The following is a 14,604-nucleotide window of genomic DNA, read 5'->3' as shown; positions in this document are numbered from 1 at the left end:
GCCCTTATCCGATGTTCGACAGTTTCAGCAGGTGGCGCAGATCGTTCAGCAGGTCCTTGCCCTTCACCGACGGGTCGTAGCGCAGCACCAGATTGCCGTGGGGGTCGATGATCCACAGGTGCGGCGCGTCATTGCTCTGAGCGCCTTTTGTGTAGGCAGGCAAGTCCAGTGAATAGCGTTGCAACTGCGGGTACTCGCGTTGAAGTTTAGTCTCGTAATCGCTGTTCAGCGCCTGCGCGGCGGCCAATGCATGGCTAGCGCGGGACGCATCGCGGCCGAGGCCGATCTGGATCTGCCGCGCCAGATACACCAGTTGCTGGCAGTCCACCGCGCAATCTTTGGGCGCGGTCACCAGGATTTGCCAACGCTCTTCCTGGGCCTGCACGCCAATGTCCGCGCGGGTCTGACCGTTGCCGATCAGTTCGCCGTGATAACTGCGGCCCTCGGGCACCCAGAAATTCAGCTTGTACATGCCGGTGGCAAGGATCATCGGACCGATTACCCCGAGCAGGATCAGCAGCAGTTGCATACGGCCCTTGCGCCGGTTCACCGAAGGTTTCGCCTCAGACATGCTGGGTGGATTCATGGCCGCTCCCATGGTGTTTCTCCTTTGCGTTGTGCCAGCCGAGATAGAGATAAAGACCGAACAGGGCGATCGCCATGGCGAACCACTGCACGGCATAAGCGATGTGTTTTTCCGGGCCCATGGCGACTACCGGCCAGTCGGCCTGATAGGTGGCGTGGCCGGTTTCGGCGCGTAGCTCAAAGGCAAAGCCTTCGCGGTTCAGCGTCTTCCAGAGACGGGCCGGTTCAACGGCCGTAATCAGCTTCGGCCACGTCGCTGTTTCCGGGTCTGCATGCAACTGAAATGGTGCACCGGGGGAGACGTAGACCCACGCGTCGAGGCTGACTGCCTCGGCAGGTGTCTTGAATTGCACGGGTGTGCGGCGTTCCGGCCAGGGCAGCCAGCCGCGATTGACCAGCAGCCAGAGCCCGCTGGCCTGATCATGAAAGGGTTGCAACAGCTCGACGCCGACCCTGCCGTTACGTTGACTGTTGTCCAGCAGCAGGCTGTGTTCGGCATCGAAGCGGCCGTGCAGGCGAACCCGGCGGAAAGCCGGGTCAGCGGTGTATTGCAGTTCAGTGCTGGCCATCGGCTCGGCGGCCCGGCGCTCGGCGTAGGTGTGCAGCAGCGCGCTTTTCTCCGCGCCCCGGCTCAATTGCCAGAACCCCAGGGACACCAGTAGCGGCAGCAACAGTGCGACCACCAGCGTTGGCACGATACCCGGCCGAAAGCGCTTCATGGCATCGCCAGAAAGTTGGTCATCGCGATAGCTATACTCAAGTGCATCGCTTGTCCCCCGGAGGTCCCACCATGCTCAAAGCAGCCATCGTCCTGATGCTGATTGCCACGGTTGTCAGCCTGTTCAGCGGCCTGTTTTTTCTGGTCAAGGACGACAGCAGCTCAAACCGCCTCGTCATTGCCTTGAGTGTGCGAGTAACGCTGGCCGCCCTTACCCTCGGTCTGATCACCTGGGGTTTTTTCAGCGGCCAGCTGGTTTCTCATGCCCCCTGGTAGCCGTGTAGGAGCCAGCTTGCTGGCCCCTACAGTACGTAGACGAAAACGAACAACCCGATCCACACCACATCCACGAAGTGCCAGTACCAGCTCGCCGCTTCGAAGCCGAACTGGTGCTCGCTGTCGAAGTGCCCGCGCATGACCCGCATCAGCATCACGAACAGGATGATGGTGCCGATGGTCACGTGGGCGCCGTGGAACCCGGTGAGCATGAAGAAGGTCGCGCCGTAGATGCCCGAACCCAGGGTCAGACCCAGTTCGCGGTAGGCGTGCATGTACTCTTCGGCCTGGAAGATGAGGAATGCACAGCCCAACACTACGGTGAGCGCCAGCCAGAGTTTCAGTGCGCCGCGATGGCCCTTTTTCAAGGCGTGGTGGGCGATGGTCACAGTCACACTGGAGCTCACCAGCAACACGGTGTTGAGCAGCGGCAGACCCCAGGGGCTGATGACCTCCTTGGGCGGCGGAAACAGTTTCGAGTCGGGGTTGTCCAGCAGCGGCCAGGTGAACTGGAAGTTCGGCCACAGCATGTGCGTGATGCCTTGGGCGCCTTCACCGCCAAGCGCCGGCCCGGAGATGTGACGCACATAAAACAGTGCGCCGAAAAAGGCGATGAAGAACATCACCTCCGAGAAAATGAACCAGCTCATGCCCCAGCGGAACGAGCGATCCATTTGTGCGCTGTACAAACCGTCGCGACTTTCCTTGATCACCGTGCCGAACCAACCGAACAGCATGTAGGCCAGCAGTAACCCGCCGACGAAAAAGATCAGTGGCCCGTGGGATTCCGGACGCGCCGCTTTCAGATCATTGAACCAGGTGGCCAGACCAAACACTGTGACGAACATGCCGACCGTGGCGATGATTGGCCATTTGCTCTGGGCCGGCACGTAATAATGTTCATGAGTTGCCATTTATTGTTCTCCTTATCGGGCACGCTCAGCCGCCAGTGTTTACAGCTACCGGTGGATGTCGGGCGGTGATATCGAACAGCGTGTAAGACAGCGTCAGGTGCTTCACATCCTTGGGCATGTCACGGTCAACGATGAAACGTACCGGCATCTCGATCCGTTGACCGGGCTGCAGCACTTGCTGGGTAAAGCAGAAACACTCGGTCTTGTGGAAGTACGCCGCCGCGGTGCTTGGCGCGATGCTCGGCACGGCCTGGGCACTCATTGGTTTATCGGTGGGGTTGTGGGCGATGAAGATCATCTCGTTCACCGCCCCCGGGTTAGCGGTCAGTTCGTCATGCTTGGGGTAAAAATCCCACGGCATATCGGCGGTATTGGTCGACAGAAACTGCACACGCACCTGCCGCGAGGTGTCGACCGTCTGCTCCCCCTCGTACTGCCCGGCGGTCTTGCCATTGATGCCGAAGGCCCTGCACATCACGTCGTAGATCGGCACCAGCGCAAACCCGAATACAAACATTGCTCCCACTACCAGCAATAGACGGGTGACCAGTTTCTTCAGCGAAATCGAGTCAGCCATGATTGCAAACCTCTACGCCAACCCCTGTAGGAGCGAGCCCGCTCGCGAAAAACCTGAGAGCGCCGCGGGGTATCAGGCCTCCAGCGTTATCGTTGACGACCATCGCGAGCAAGCTCGCTCCTACAAAGGGGCAGGTATTCATTTCACTTCCGGCGGCGTGGTGAAGGTGTGATACGGCGCCGGCGACGGGATGCTCCACTCCAGGCCTTCAGCCCCATCCCACGGTTTGGCCGGTGCTGGCGCGCCGCCGCGAATGGTCTTGATCACGATGAACAGGAAGAAGATCTGCGTGGCCCCGAACATGAATGCACCGACCGACGACACCATGTTGAAGTCAGCGAACTGCAGGTTGTAGTCCGGAATCCGTCGCGGCATGCCCGCCAGACCCACAAAGTGCATAGGGAAAAAGGCCAGGTTCATGCCGATGAACGACAGCCAGAAATGCAGCTTGCCGAGGGTTTCGTCGTACATGTGACCGGTCCATTTCGGCAACCAGTAGTAGGCCGAGGCGAAGATCCCGAAGATCGCCCCCGGTACCAGCACGTAATGGAAGTGCGCGACCACGAAGTAGGTGTCCTGGTACTGGAAGTCAGCCGGGGCGATGGCCAGCATCAATCCGGAGAAACCGCCGATGGAGAACAGGATCACGAACGCCACGGCAAACAGCATCGGTGTCTCGAACGTCAGCGAGCCCTGCCACATGGTACTGGCCCAGTTGAATACCTTCACACCCGTTGGCACCGCAATCAGCAGAGTGGCGTACATGAAGAACAACTCGCCCACCAGCGGAATGCCGACCACGAACATGTGGTGCGCCCAGACGATGAACGACAGGAACGCGATACTCGCCGTGGCGTAGACCATCGAGGTATAGCCGAACAGCGGCTTGCGCGAGAAGGCCGGAATGATCGAGCTGACGGCACCGAAGGCCGGCAGGATCATGATGTACACCTCGGGGTGGCCGAAGAACCAGAACACGTGCTGGAACAGCACCGGGTCACCGCCACCGGCGGCGCTGAAGAAGCTAGTGCCGAAGTGGATGTCCATCAGCATCATGGTCACGCAGCCCGCCAGCACCGGCATCACCGCGATCAGCAGGAACGCCGTGATCAGCCAGGTCCAGACGAACAGCGGCATTTTCATCAGCGTCATGCCAGGGGCACGCAGGTTGAGGATGGTGGCGATCACGTTGATCGCACCCATGATCGAACTGATCCCCATCAAGTGGATGGCGAAGATGAAGAAGGTCACGCTTTCGGGCGCATAGGTCGTCGACAGCGGCGCGTAGAACGTCCAGCCGAAGTTCGGCCCGCCACCGGGGGTGAACAGGGTCGACACCAGCATCAGGAACGCCGCCGGCAACAGCCAGAAGCTGAAGTTGTTCATCCGCGGCAGGGCCATGTCCGGCGCGCCGATCATCAGCGGGATCATCCAGTTGGCGAGGCCGACGAAGGCGGGCATCACCGCACCGAAGACCATCACCAGACCGTGCATGGTGGTCATCTGGTTGAAGAATTCCGGCTGGACGATCTGCAGCCCCGGCTGGAACAGCTCGGCGCGAATCACCATCGCGAACGAACCGCCGAGCAGGAACATGGAGAACGCAAACCACAGGTACAGGGTGCCGATGTCCTTGTGGTTGGTGGTCAGCACCCAGCGCATCAGGCCTTTGGCGGGGCCGTGGGCGTGGTCGGTGGCGGTATGAACATGTTCATCGATTACAGCAGTCATGTCCTGTCTCCTGCAAACAGATGGGCTGGGCAGGCCGGGGTGCGTAGCCCCGACCGGTTCCTTACGTGCGCAATAGACCGGGTCATTTGCTTTCCGCCTGTTTCAGCTCCAGCACTTCTTTTGGCGTGACCATGTCGCCCTTGTTGTTGCCCCAGGCGTTACGTTCATAGGTCACGACCGCTGCGATATCGACTTCCGAGAGCTGTTTGCCGAATGCGGCCATGGAAGTGCCAGGCTTGCCGTGGAAGACAATGCCCAGGTGATCTTCTTTTGGTCCGGTGGCGATTTTCGAGCCCTTGAGTGCCGGGAACATCGGCGGCAGGCCCTGGCCTTCGGCCTGGTGACAGGCCACGCAGGTAGTGTGATAGACCTTGTCGCCGCGCTCCTTGAGCTCGTCGAGCGTCCATTCCTTGCTGGTCAGCTCTTTGAGCTGCGCGGCCTCGACCTTGCGATCGGCCAGCCATTTTTCGTAATCGGCCTTTTCCTTGACCTCGACCACGGTCGGCATGAAGCCGTGATCCTTGCCGCACAACTCGGCGCATTGGCCACGGTAGATGCCGGGCTTGTCGATGCGGGTCCAGGCTTCATTGACGAACCCGGGTATCGCATCGCGCTTGACCGCGAAAGCCGGCACCCACCAGGAGTGGATCACGTCGGCGGAGGTCACCAGGAAGCGCACTTTGGTGCCGACCGGCAGCACCAATGGCTTGTCGACCTCGAGCAAGTAGTGCTCACTCTTGGCTTCCTTGTTGTGGATTTGATCCTGGGGGGTGGTCAGGTTGCTGAAGAACTCGACGTCCTGGCCCAGGTATTTGTAGTGCCACTTCCACTGGTAGCCGGTGACCTGGATATCGATCTCCGGCTCGCTGGCGTCGTACATCTTGATCAGGGTTGCGGTAGCGGGAACCGCCATGGCCACCAGGATCAGGAAGGGCACGATGGTCCAGAGGATTTCGACGGTGGTGCTTTCATGAAATTTGGCGGCCACCTGCCCGGTCGAGCGGCGGTGGAGAATCATCGACCAGAACATGGCACCAAAAACGATGATGCCGATCACCACACAGATCCAGAAAATGGTCATGTGCAGGTCGAATACTGCGTGACTGATTTCAGTCGCTCCAGGCGCCATATTCACAGTCCAGGCCGCTTGCGCCTGACTGAAAATCGACCACAACAGGAGGCCCATCCAGACATGTGGATGTCGCATCATTGCGGGTTCCCCTTATCGTTCTTGTTATCCCGCCGGCTTTCACCTGCGGCAAGGGAGCGGCTGCATCAGACTACGAACTTGAGCACCGGGCCTTGCTGCATATGCAGTCGGGCGTCATCAGCTAACTCCATTCCAACCCGAGTATAGACAGCACCACTGACCTCGCAATGCGAAGGCGTAAATCATCTGAAACAGCATTAACTTGCGTTGCAGGGCACGAATGGAGAAGGATGCAGACGAGTGGTGGCAAACCGATATAACGGAGCCGTCTCAAGGATGAAATAATTATGACAAATGCGTCTTAGCATTTTTCGTAAGCCAGCTAAGTTATGTCTTCCCTATTTCATTGCCTTGTTTCCTGGAGTTTTCATGAACACCGCCGCATTGCGCGAGCAGATCCAACAAGCCCAACAACACGAAGCCGACACCGGCCTGCTGACGCGTCAGCTGGAAAGCAAACTGCCTCACCTGCACCCGTCGATCCAGTTACCGGAAGCGGATGCCAATGGCGTGCTGACGCGTTTTGTCGCCGCCTATATCGAAGAAGTACCTGATCTGCTGGATGCAGCCAATGAAGTTGCCAGGGAAGCGGGCATCGAGTCACAGATCAAACCGGTGCTGAAAATCGCCGAACAGTACTTCCTCCAGCCGCCGACCGTCCTGAACGGTCACGTCGGGCTCGACAGCCTGCTGGATGAAGCCTACCTGGCGCACAGGTTTGTCGAAGAGGTCAACGACCTGTACATCAAGCATTTCGGCCAGCCACTGATCCCCTTGGACATGACTGTCGCCAACCTGATTGCTCACCAATTGATCGGAGAGGAGTTCGCCAACCAACTGGACGAGGTGGTGCATCACGCGGTGGACGAAATGCTCAACGACGAAAGCTTTGCGCTGGAGTCGGTGGAAGCCTATCGCGAGAAGCTCAGCAGCCCGGACACCGGCGCCGCATGGAAACGCTGGCCGTGCATGTCCCGCCGCCTGGGCGTAGGCCTGGAGCTGGATCAGCCAGCTGCCTGATCCCTGAAACCTGCGGGAGCGGGCTTGCTCGCGAATGCGGCGTGTCAGTCGACATAAACGTTGAATGATTGACCGTATTCGCAGGTCCGCTCCCACACAGGTATCTCAGCCAACCGCACCGATGCCGGTATTCGTCCGCACCCGCCCCTCAAGCCGACGCTTCAATCCCCGCGATTCGATCAACAGTTTCGAACCCTTGCCCGCATTGGCTCGCCCCCATTCCTCCAGTAACTCCAGACACGAGTGATCGATGTAGCTCAGGTTATTGAGCGGCACATGCACCGTCGTACCCACCGGAATGCTGCTCAGTACCTGGGTCAGCGCCGGCACTTTGAGGAAGGTCGCCGCGCCCGTCAGGCGCAACTCCATTTCCCCTTCCCGGGGCAGGTCGATCAGGCTGATCTTCAAGCGCGATGCTTTCAGCGCCAGTTTCACCAGGGTCAGGCCAAAGCCAATCAACACGCCCGTCAGCAGGTCGGTAAAAACGATGGCCAACGCGGTTGCCGCGTATGTGAACATCGGCGCCCGACCATACCGGCCCAAACCCCGAAAGACCTTGAGATCCACCAGTTTGAAACCGGTGTACACCAGCACGCCCGCCAGGCTTGCCACCGGAATGCTTTGCAGGACGCTGGACAGCAACAGCACGAACGCCAGCAGCCACAGGCCGTGGAATATGGTCGAAAACCGTGTGGTTGCTCCGGCCTGAACATTCGCCGAACTACGCACGATAACGCCGGTCATCGGTAGTGCCCCAAGCACACCGCACAGCATGTTGCCGATACCTTGCGCCGTCAGTTCCCGGTCGAAGTCCGAACGCTGACCACTGTGCATCCGATCAACTGCCGCGGCTGAGAGCAAAGTTTCGGCGCTGGCGATAAAGGCCACGGCAAACGCCGCGATCAGCAATGTCGGATCGGCCAGGTTGAGCAGGTCAACCGGCTTTAGCCAGTCGATGGCCTCCGTCAGGTTGGCCGGTACCTCAACCCGTTTGACCTGCAACGCCAGCACCAGGCTGGCCAGCGTGGCCAGACCGACACCCAGTAGCGCCCCGGGAATGAAGCGCAAGGATTGCGGACGGAATTTTTCCCACAGCCACATGACAGCAATCGTCGACAGACCGAGCAAACCGGCTTGCCAGCCAAACGTGGGCAATGCCTGAGCCAACGCCGCCGGGAAGGCTGCCAGGTTATCGAGACCCGAGGGTTTGGGCACCGCATCCAGCATTACATGCACTTGGGACAGGACAATCAGTACACCAATCCCGGCCAGCATGCCGTACACCACCGCAGGCGCCGTCACCCGAAACCAGCATCCCAGCTTCAATCGACCCGCCACCAGTTGCAGCAAACCCGCCAGTAACAGGATGGGCCCAAGCATGGCGATACCGTGTTGGCGGACCAACTCGAAGACCAGAACGGCCAGGCCCGCTGCCGGGCCACTGACTTGCAGCGGCGAGCCGGCCAACCAGCCGACCACCAGACCGCCGATGATGCCGGTGATCAGACCTTTGGCCGGTGGCAGCCCCGAGGCAATGGCAATGCCCATGCACAGGGGCAGGGCGACCAGAAACACGACCACCGAAGCCAACAGCTCCCGTGGCAGAACAGCTTTGAGTCGAGCAGCACGCATGGTGAGTCTCCCGAAGTTTTCTTCAGGCATGGCAAAGCCAGGCTGCCTGAACGGCAGCCTCGGCTAAACCACACAACGATTTAGGAGGATTTAGAAGCGCGCTTTGGGCGTCGCCACGGGAATTGGCAGGCTGCCATTGAGCGGCAGGAAACAGCCTTGATCGGCGTCGTACGCTTTGATTTCGCTGGTTTCGATGTTGTAGACCCAGCCGTGGATAAACAGCTGACCGTTGGCCATGCGCGAGGCAACCGACGGATGGGTACGCAGATGCTGCAATTGGGCGATCACATTCTCCTCGGTGAGGATGTGCATGCTTTCGCTTTCGTTAGAGCAGTTGCAGTTCTCCTGCACCATGGTCTTGGCCACTTCGGCATGACGCAGCCAGGCTTTGACCGTGGGCATTTTCTCCAGACTGTCCGGGTTGAGTACCGCGCGCATGGCGCCGCAGTCGGAATGCCCGCAAATGATGATGTGATGCACCCCAAGAGCCAGTACGGCGTACTCGATGGCCGTGGAGACACCACCGTTCATTTGCCCGTAAGGCGGCACCACGTTGCCGACGTTACGGGTCACGAACAGGTCGCCCGGGGAGCTTTGTGTGATCAGTTCAGGAACGATGCGCGAATCGGCGCAGGCGATGAACATCGCTCGTGGCCGCTGGGCCGTGGCGAGTTTCTTGAAGAGCTCTTCCTGCTGAGGAAAGATCTCATGATGAAAATGCAAAAAGCCGTCAACGATATGCTTCAACGCTGCATCGGCGGTTTCGGCCTCGGGTTGGGCTGAAGCCGACGCAGCCAACGGCTGTTTATCCTTGTCACTCATCAATTCATCCTCATTGGCGGGCTCAGGGAGTCATCCCGTGTGGTCCGGTGTGAAGCCAGTGGCTGGTTAAAAAACATCCAGGCCAAACATCTCGACCCATCAGTCACTCGATGAACAAGGTAGCGGCCGAATCTTAATTGAAACTGAATAAAACGCTCTAGAATGCGTGTTCCAGGTCACAAAAAACGTGACTAGCCTAAGGCGCGAGCGCGATCTTCAGTACTCAACCATAGGCCAATTGTCCTCAAATCAACGACATTTGGCGACCGGGCGGACAAAAGGCATTGCAGTCCAGGTCAAAGCCTTCCCGGTGATTGAGCCCCAGGCGCTTGATGGTTTTGGCAAAGCGCTGTGCAAGCAGGTCGGCGAAGGGACCTTCGCCGCGCATTCGAGCGCCAAAGCGGCTGTCGTAGAGTTCACCGCCACGGCTTTGGCGAATCAGGCTCAGCACATGCGTCGCTCGTTGAGGGTAGTGGGTCGCCAACCATTCCTCGAACAGAGGCGCCACTTCAAGCGGCAAGCGCAGCATCATGTAGGCGGCACTCTGCGCCCCGGCCGCATGGGCCTCAGTGAGCAGACTTTCGAGTTCGCTGTCGTTGATCATCGGGATCATCGGTGAACACAGAACGCCGACCGGGATATCCGCCTCGCGCATGACCCTGATCGCCCGCAGCCGCGCCTTGGGCGCTGCGGCGCGGGGTTCGAGGATGCGCTTGAGTTCGTCGTCCAGCGTGGTCAGGCTGATCATGACCGCCACCAGTCTTTGGCTGGCGAGCTCGGTCAGCAGGTCCAGGTCACGAAGAATCAGCGAGCCCTTGGTCACGATGGTCACCGGGTGCCGGTAGCGCAGAAGTACTTCGAGGGTTCGACGGGTGATCCTGTATTCACGCTCAATCGGCTGATAGGGGTCGGTGTTGGAGCCGAGGTTGATCGGTGCACATTGATAGCCACGTTTGGACAACTGCTCCTCCAGCACGTCCACGGCGTTGGTCTTGGCGATCAGTTTTGTCTCAAAATCCAGTCCGGGCGACATGTCCCAATAGGCATGACTGGGGCGCGCATAGCAATAAATACAACCGTGCTCGCAGCCGCGATAGGGGTTGATCGAGCGATCGAAGGGCAAGTCCGGTGACGTGTTGCGGGTGATGATGGTTTTCGCCGTTTCAATGCGCACCTCGGTGCCATGAGTGAGCGGCACCTCCTGATACCAGCCGTCGTCTTCGGCCACCGAATGACTGGGGGCGAAACGGTTGTGCGGGTTGGTCGCAGTGCCGCGGCCACGGGGAGGAAATGGCGTGTGCATGAGAAACACCCGATTACTGTATGCGCATACAGTACATCGATCAAAACCACTCGACCAGCACCGTTCGGCACTTTCTGATTATTTGTCATGCACGCTTGCGTGAAGCAACCGGGAGAAACATATAAAGCCTGGCTGTTTCGACAAAGCCGCATGTACCATTTTTTTCGCTGCAAAACATAAACACCGATATTCTATAAAAGGATTTATTTATGTCGTTTTTTAATCGCCGCGGTATATTTTTGCAAAAACTTGGACCGACTGTAGTCGACCCCGATGAAGTACTAGTATCAATGCAGTTCGCACTCAAGGAAGAAGGTTGGGATGAAGAAAACTCGGTCGCGACCACCTCTTTGCTGGACTCCACCACACTGATTGCGTCCTCATACGACGGCGGCCAGTCTTTTAGTATCGGCAGTGTCGACAAAGATATTGATGGTAACGGGACCATGAATTCCGAGGATAAGGAAAAACTGCTGGCTCTGGCCAAAGCGTACGCCGGTATTGCGAAACCTTGAATCTAAGATCCAGGAAAATATATTTTTATTAATCAGGTCCGGTCGAAGTTAATAATCGATCGGGTTTGATTTTTTGTCGCCTATAACAATGCACTTTCAATGAGCGAGGCTCGATCCTTGATGAAACATTCATTATCCCGTCAGCTTCACGATTCTTTGACAGCCCTCTTACAGGCCTTTGACCGGGCGTGGCTGATCCTTGCCAGCATCTTCCCGTGCCTTTCAGAACGGTCGCTCAAGCATGCCCTTACCACGATTCATATCTGCAATATGCCTGTCGCTCATTGCACTTGTTAACCTGACACCGGCATTTGCTGACAACAGCGCGATGCACCGTCCGGCAGATTGGGCTCAACCGATCGAGAAGCAATACAACCTCTTTCAAATGTCGCCAACCCTCTACCGCAGCGCCTTGCCGGACAAGGACGCAGTGCCGCTGCTGGAGAAACTCAAGGTCGGTACAGTGATCAACTTTTTGCCTGAAGCGGACTCCAGTTGGTTGTCCACACCAGGCATCACGCAAGTGCAGCTGCCTTATCGCACCAACCATGTGGATGACGCCGATGTGCTCAAGGCCTTGCGCGCCATCCAGTCTGCCGAAGCCAAAGGCCCGGTGCTGATGCACTGCAAACACGGCTCTGACCGTACCGGCCTGATGGCGGCCATGTACCGGGTTGTCATCCAGGGCTGGAGCAAGGAAGAGGCCCTGAACGAAATGACCGAGGGCGACTTTGGTGACAGTACCCACTTCAAGGACGGCATCCGCTACATGATGCAGGTCGATGTCGACAAACTGCGCACGGCCCTGGCCAATGGCGATTGCAGCACCAGCCCGTTCGCCGCGTGCTCGATGAAGAGCTGGTTCAAGTCCGCGCATATCGAATAAAAAAAGCCCCCGTTGCATGGAGCAACGGGGGCTTTTTTCTCACTCAGTGCTGTTCGTCGGGCTTTTTCTTCAGCTTCGGATTCGGGAAGAACTGGACCGCCTGAACCTTGGTGTCCGGGGCTTTGGCCACGGTGGTATTGACCCTCGTGCCGAGCTCCTTGGGCACCGACAGCCCTTGCTCATTGAGTGTGTCGGAATATCCGCAGGCCACGCACTCCCGGTGCGGGACCTGGTCTTCGTTCCACATCATCAACTTGTCCGGCTCGCTGCATGCCGGGCAGACCGCCCCGGCGATAAAGCGTTTTTTCGTAATCACAGGCCCCTCACTCATGCTGCCGCGTCCTCACTCAGGCCGCTGTGGCGCAAGAGTGCGTCAATCGATGGCTCACGGCCACGGAAGTCGACGAACAGCACCATCGGCTCCTGGGAACCGCCACGGGCCAGGATCGCTTCGCGGAAAGCACGACCGGTGTCGGCGTTCAGCACGCCTTCTTCTTCAAACTTCGAGAACGCATCGGCCGAGAGCACTTCAGCCCATTTATAGCTGTAGTACCCCGCGGCATAACCGCCGGCGAAGATGTGCGCAAAGCTGTTGGGGAAGCGGTTGTAGGCCGGCGGACGCATCACCGAGACCTCGTCGCGCACGCCTTCGAGCACTTGCAGCACACTGCGACCATCGCCGTGGGTGGCGTGCAGTTCGAAGTCGAACAGCGAGAATTCCAGTTGGCGGACCATCATCAGGCCGGACTGGAAGTTTTTCGCCGCGAGCATTTTCCCGAGCAAGTCCTGAGGCAGTGGCTCGCCGGTTTCGTAATGACCGGAAATCAGCGCCAGGCCTTCCGGCTCCCAGCACCAGTTCTCCATGAACTGACTTGGCAGTTCGACGGCATCCCAGGCCACACCGTTGATGCCGGACACGCCAGCATGCTCGACGCGGGTCAGCAGGTGATGCAGGCCGTGACCGAATTCATGGAACAGGGTAGTGACTTCATCGTGGGTCAGCAGCGCAGGCTTACCGCTGTCAGCCGGGGTGAAGTTGCACACCAGGTTCGCCACCGGGCTTTGCAGCACGCCACCAGCCGTGCGGCGACGGTCGCGGGCGCCATCCATCCAGGCACCACCGCGCTTGTTGGCGCGAGCGTAGAGGTCGAAAAAGAAGCGGCCGACGTGCTGGCCGTTTTCCTTGATTTCGAACAGGCGCACATCCGGGTGCCAGGTGTCGAAGCCTTTGAGTTCGGCAATCTCGATGCCGTACAGGCGCTGGACGATGGCGAACAGGCCGCTGAGCACCTTGTCGATCGGGAAGTAGGCACGCAGGGCTTCCTGAGCCACGCTGTAACGCTGTTCGCGGAGCTTTTCACCGTAGAAACCGCTGTCCCAGCTTTGCAGGTCCGGGCAACCTTGCTCGGCCGCGTAGGCCTTGAGCTGTTCCAGATCCTGGGCGGCGAACGGCTTGCTGCGCTTGGCCAGGTCGCGCAGGAAGCTCAGCACCTGATCGCTGGACTCAGCCATTTTGGTCGCCAGGCTCAGCTCGGAGAAACTGCTGAACCCCAACAGCTTTGCCAACTCCTGGCGCAGATCGAGGATTTCTTCCATGACCGGGCCGTTGTCGTTCTGGCCGGCATTCGGTCCCTGGTCCGACGCACGGGTGCAGTAAGCCGCGTAGACCTCTTCGCGCAGTGCGCGGTCCTGGGCATAGGTCATCACCGCGTAATAGCTCGGGAATTCCAGGGTGATCAGCCAGCCGTCCAGGTCCTTGGCCTGTGCCGCGGCAGCCATTTGCGCCTTGGCCGAATCGGTCAGGCCGGCGAGGGCGGCTTCATCGGTGACGTGCTTGGTCCACGCCTGAGTGGCATCGAGCAACTGGTTGGAGAAACGGCTGCCCAGTTCCGACAGCTTGCTCTGCACTTCGGCGTAACGTTTCTGTTCGGCTTCCGGCAGGTCGATACCCGACAGACGGAAGTCACGCAGGGAGTGTTCCAGGATGGTTTTCTGCGCCACGTCGAAACCGGCGGCTTCAGGACTGCTGGCCAGGGCTTCGAAGGCCTGGAACAGTTCGCGGTTCTGGCCCATTTCGGTGGAGTAGGCGCTCAAGGCAGGCAGGCACGACTCGTAGGCTTCACGCAGTTCGGCGCTGTTGCACACGGCATTGAGGTGGCTGACCGGGCTCCAGGCGGCACCCAGGCGGTCGTTGAGTTCGTCCATCGCCAGCACCAGGCCGGCCCACGTTGGCTGCTTGGCCTGGGTCTTGAGGATCTCGACGATGGCGGCGCGGTTGTCAGCCAGGATCTGTTCAATGGCCGGTTGTACGTGTTCGGCGCGGATGGCGGAGAACGGCGGCAGGTCATAGGACTGCAAAAGAGGGTTGTTCACGCTCACGGTTGATACCTTGGCTGGAGAAACATGCAGCCATCT

The 14,604-nt window shown here is 59.0% G+C and carries 15 protein-coding genes; 4 read left to right on the top strand and 11 right to left on the bottom strand.

Going from position 1 to position 14,604, the window contains the following annotated elements; all coding sequences use genetic code 11:
- Positions 1-4: 4 nt before the first annotated feature.
- Both PPUTUW4_RS00275 and PPUTUW4_RS00270 read right to left on the bottom strand, forming a co-directional pair.
- On the bottom strand, positions 5-598 hold the full coding sequence (locus PPUTUW4_RS00275) for a hypothetical protein (protein WP_015092896.1): 594 nt from the start codon (positions 596-598) through the stop codon (positions 5-7).
- Positions 564-1,304, bottom strand: coding sequence for an SURF1 family protein (locus PPUTUW4_RS00270; RefSeq protein WP_015092895.1), 741 nt, complete (start codon positions 1,302-1,304; stop codon positions 564-566). Before PPUTUW4_RS00270 ends, PPUTUW4_RS00275 begins: the two co-directional genes overlap by 35 nt.
- A 71-nt stretch (positions 1,305-1,375) precedes the next feature.
- Here PPUTUW4_RS00270 and PPUTUW4_RS00265 point away from each other — a divergent pair, with 71 nt between their 5' ends.
- Positions 1,376-1,579: a twin transmembrane helix small protein gene (locus tag PPUTUW4_RS00265; protein ID WP_015092894.1), complete on the top strand. Its 204-nt coding sequence runs from the start codon at positions 1,376-1,378 to the stop codon at positions 1,577-1,579.
- 26 nt (positions 1,580-1,605) lie between these two features.
- On the opposite strand, the gene PPUTUW4_RS00260 is transcribed toward PPUTUW4_RS00265, so the two are convergent.
- The 4 genes from PPUTUW4_RS00260 to coxB form a co-directional block, all read right to left on the bottom strand.
- The gene (locus tag PPUTUW4_RS00260) at positions 1,606-2,493 is read right to left on the bottom strand and encodes a cytochrome c oxidase subunit 3 (protein ID WP_015092893.1); all 888 of its coding nucleotides are present in this window, start codon (positions 2,491-2,493) and stop codon (positions 1,606-1,608) included.
- Between the two features lie 25 nt (positions 2,494-2,518).
- Positions 2,519-3,070: a cytochrome c oxidase assembly protein gene (locus PPUTUW4_RS00255; protein ID WP_015092892.1), complete on the bottom strand. Its 552-nt coding sequence runs from the start codon at positions 3,068-3,070 to the stop codon at positions 2,519-2,521.
- A 138-nt stretch (positions 3,071-3,208) separates the two neighbouring features.
- On the bottom strand, positions 3,209-4,801 hold the full coding sequence (gene ctaD, locus PPUTUW4_RS00250; RefSeq protein ID WP_015092891.1) for a cytochrome c oxidase subunit I: 1,593 nt from the start codon (positions 4,799-4,801) through the stop codon (positions 3,209-3,211).
- 82 nt (positions 4,802-4,883) lie between these two features.
- Positions 4,884-6,011: a cytochrome c oxidase subunit II gene (gene coxB / locus PPUTUW4_RS00245; RefSeq protein WP_015092890.1), complete on the bottom strand. Its 1,128-nt coding sequence runs from the start codon at positions 6,009-6,011 to the stop codon at positions 4,884-4,886.
- 369 nt (positions 6,012-6,380) lie between these two features.
- On the opposite strand from coxB, the gene PPUTUW4_RS00240 reads away from it, so the two are divergent.
- Entirely contained in the window at positions 6,381-7,031 is a 651-nt protein-coding gene (locus PPUTUW4_RS00240; protein ID WP_015092889.1) for a hypothetical protein, read from the top strand.
- 105 nt (positions 7,032-7,136) lie between these two features.
- Here PPUTUW4_RS00240 and PPUTUW4_RS00235 read toward each other — a convergent pair whose 3' ends face one another.
- The 3 genes from PPUTUW4_RS00235 to PPUTUW4_RS00225 form a co-directional block, all read right to left on the bottom strand.
- Entirely contained in the window at positions 7,137-8,663 is a 1,527-nt protein-coding gene (locus PPUTUW4_RS00235; RefSeq protein WP_015092888.1) for a SulP family inorganic anion transporter, read from the bottom strand.
- Between the two features lie 90 nt (positions 8,664-8,753).
- Positions 8,754-9,485: a carbonic anhydrase gene (locus PPUTUW4_RS00230; RefSeq protein ID WP_015092887.1), complete on the bottom strand. Its 732-nt coding sequence runs from the start codon at positions 9,483-9,485 to the stop codon at positions 8,754-8,756.
- Between the two features lie 244 nt (positions 9,486-9,729).
- Positions 9,730-10,788, bottom strand: a complete 1,059-nt coding sequence (locus PPUTUW4_RS00225; RefSeq protein WP_015092886.1) for a PA0069 family radical SAM protein — start codon at positions 10,786-10,788, stop codon at positions 9,730-9,732.
- A 209-nt stretch (positions 10,789-10,997) separates the two neighbouring features.
- Here PPUTUW4_RS00225 and PPUTUW4_RS00220 point away from each other — a divergent pair, with 209 nt between their 5' ends.
- Together PPUTUW4_RS00220 and PPUTUW4_RS00215 are read left to right on the top strand one after the other, a co-directional pair.
- Entirely contained in the window at positions 10,998-11,303 is a 306-nt protein-coding gene (locus tag PPUTUW4_RS00220; protein ID WP_015092885.1) for a hypothetical protein, read from the top strand.
- Positions 11,304-11,544: 241 nt separating this feature from the next.
- Positions 11,545-12,189 carry a dual specificity protein phosphatase family protein gene (locus PPUTUW4_RS00215; RefSeq protein ID WP_015092884.1) on the top strand — a complete coding sequence of 215 codons (645 nt, stop codon included), beginning with the start codon at positions 11,545-11,547 and terminating at the stop codon, positions 12,187-12,189.
- Between the two features lie 43 nt (positions 12,190-12,232).
- On the opposite strand, the gene PPUTUW4_RS00210 is transcribed toward PPUTUW4_RS00215, so the two are convergent.
- Together PPUTUW4_RS00210 and prlC are read right to left on the bottom strand one after the other, a co-directional pair.
- Positions 12,233-12,520, bottom strand: coding sequence for a YheV family putative zinc ribbon protein (locus PPUTUW4_RS00210; protein ID WP_015092883.1), 288 nt, complete (start codon positions 12,518-12,520; stop codon positions 12,233-12,235).
- Positions 12,517-14,568, bottom strand: coding sequence for an oligopeptidase A (gene prlC / locus PPUTUW4_RS00205; RefSeq protein WP_007969832.1), 2,052 nt, complete (start codon positions 14,566-14,568; stop codon positions 12,517-12,519). The genes PPUTUW4_RS00210 and prlC overlap by 4 nt, the downstream gene beginning before the upstream one ends.
- Between the last annotated feature and the right edge of the window lie 36 nt (positions 14,569-14,604).

The sequence above is a fragment of the Pseudomonas sp. UW4 genome, assembly GCF_000316175.1.
Taxonomy (GTDB): domain Bacteria; phylum Pseudomonadota; class Gammaproteobacteria; order Pseudomonadales; family Pseudomonadaceae; genus Aquipseudomonas; species Aquipseudomonas laurylsulfatiphila.
This window is presented reverse-complemented; position numbering and strand designations above follow the sequence as displayed.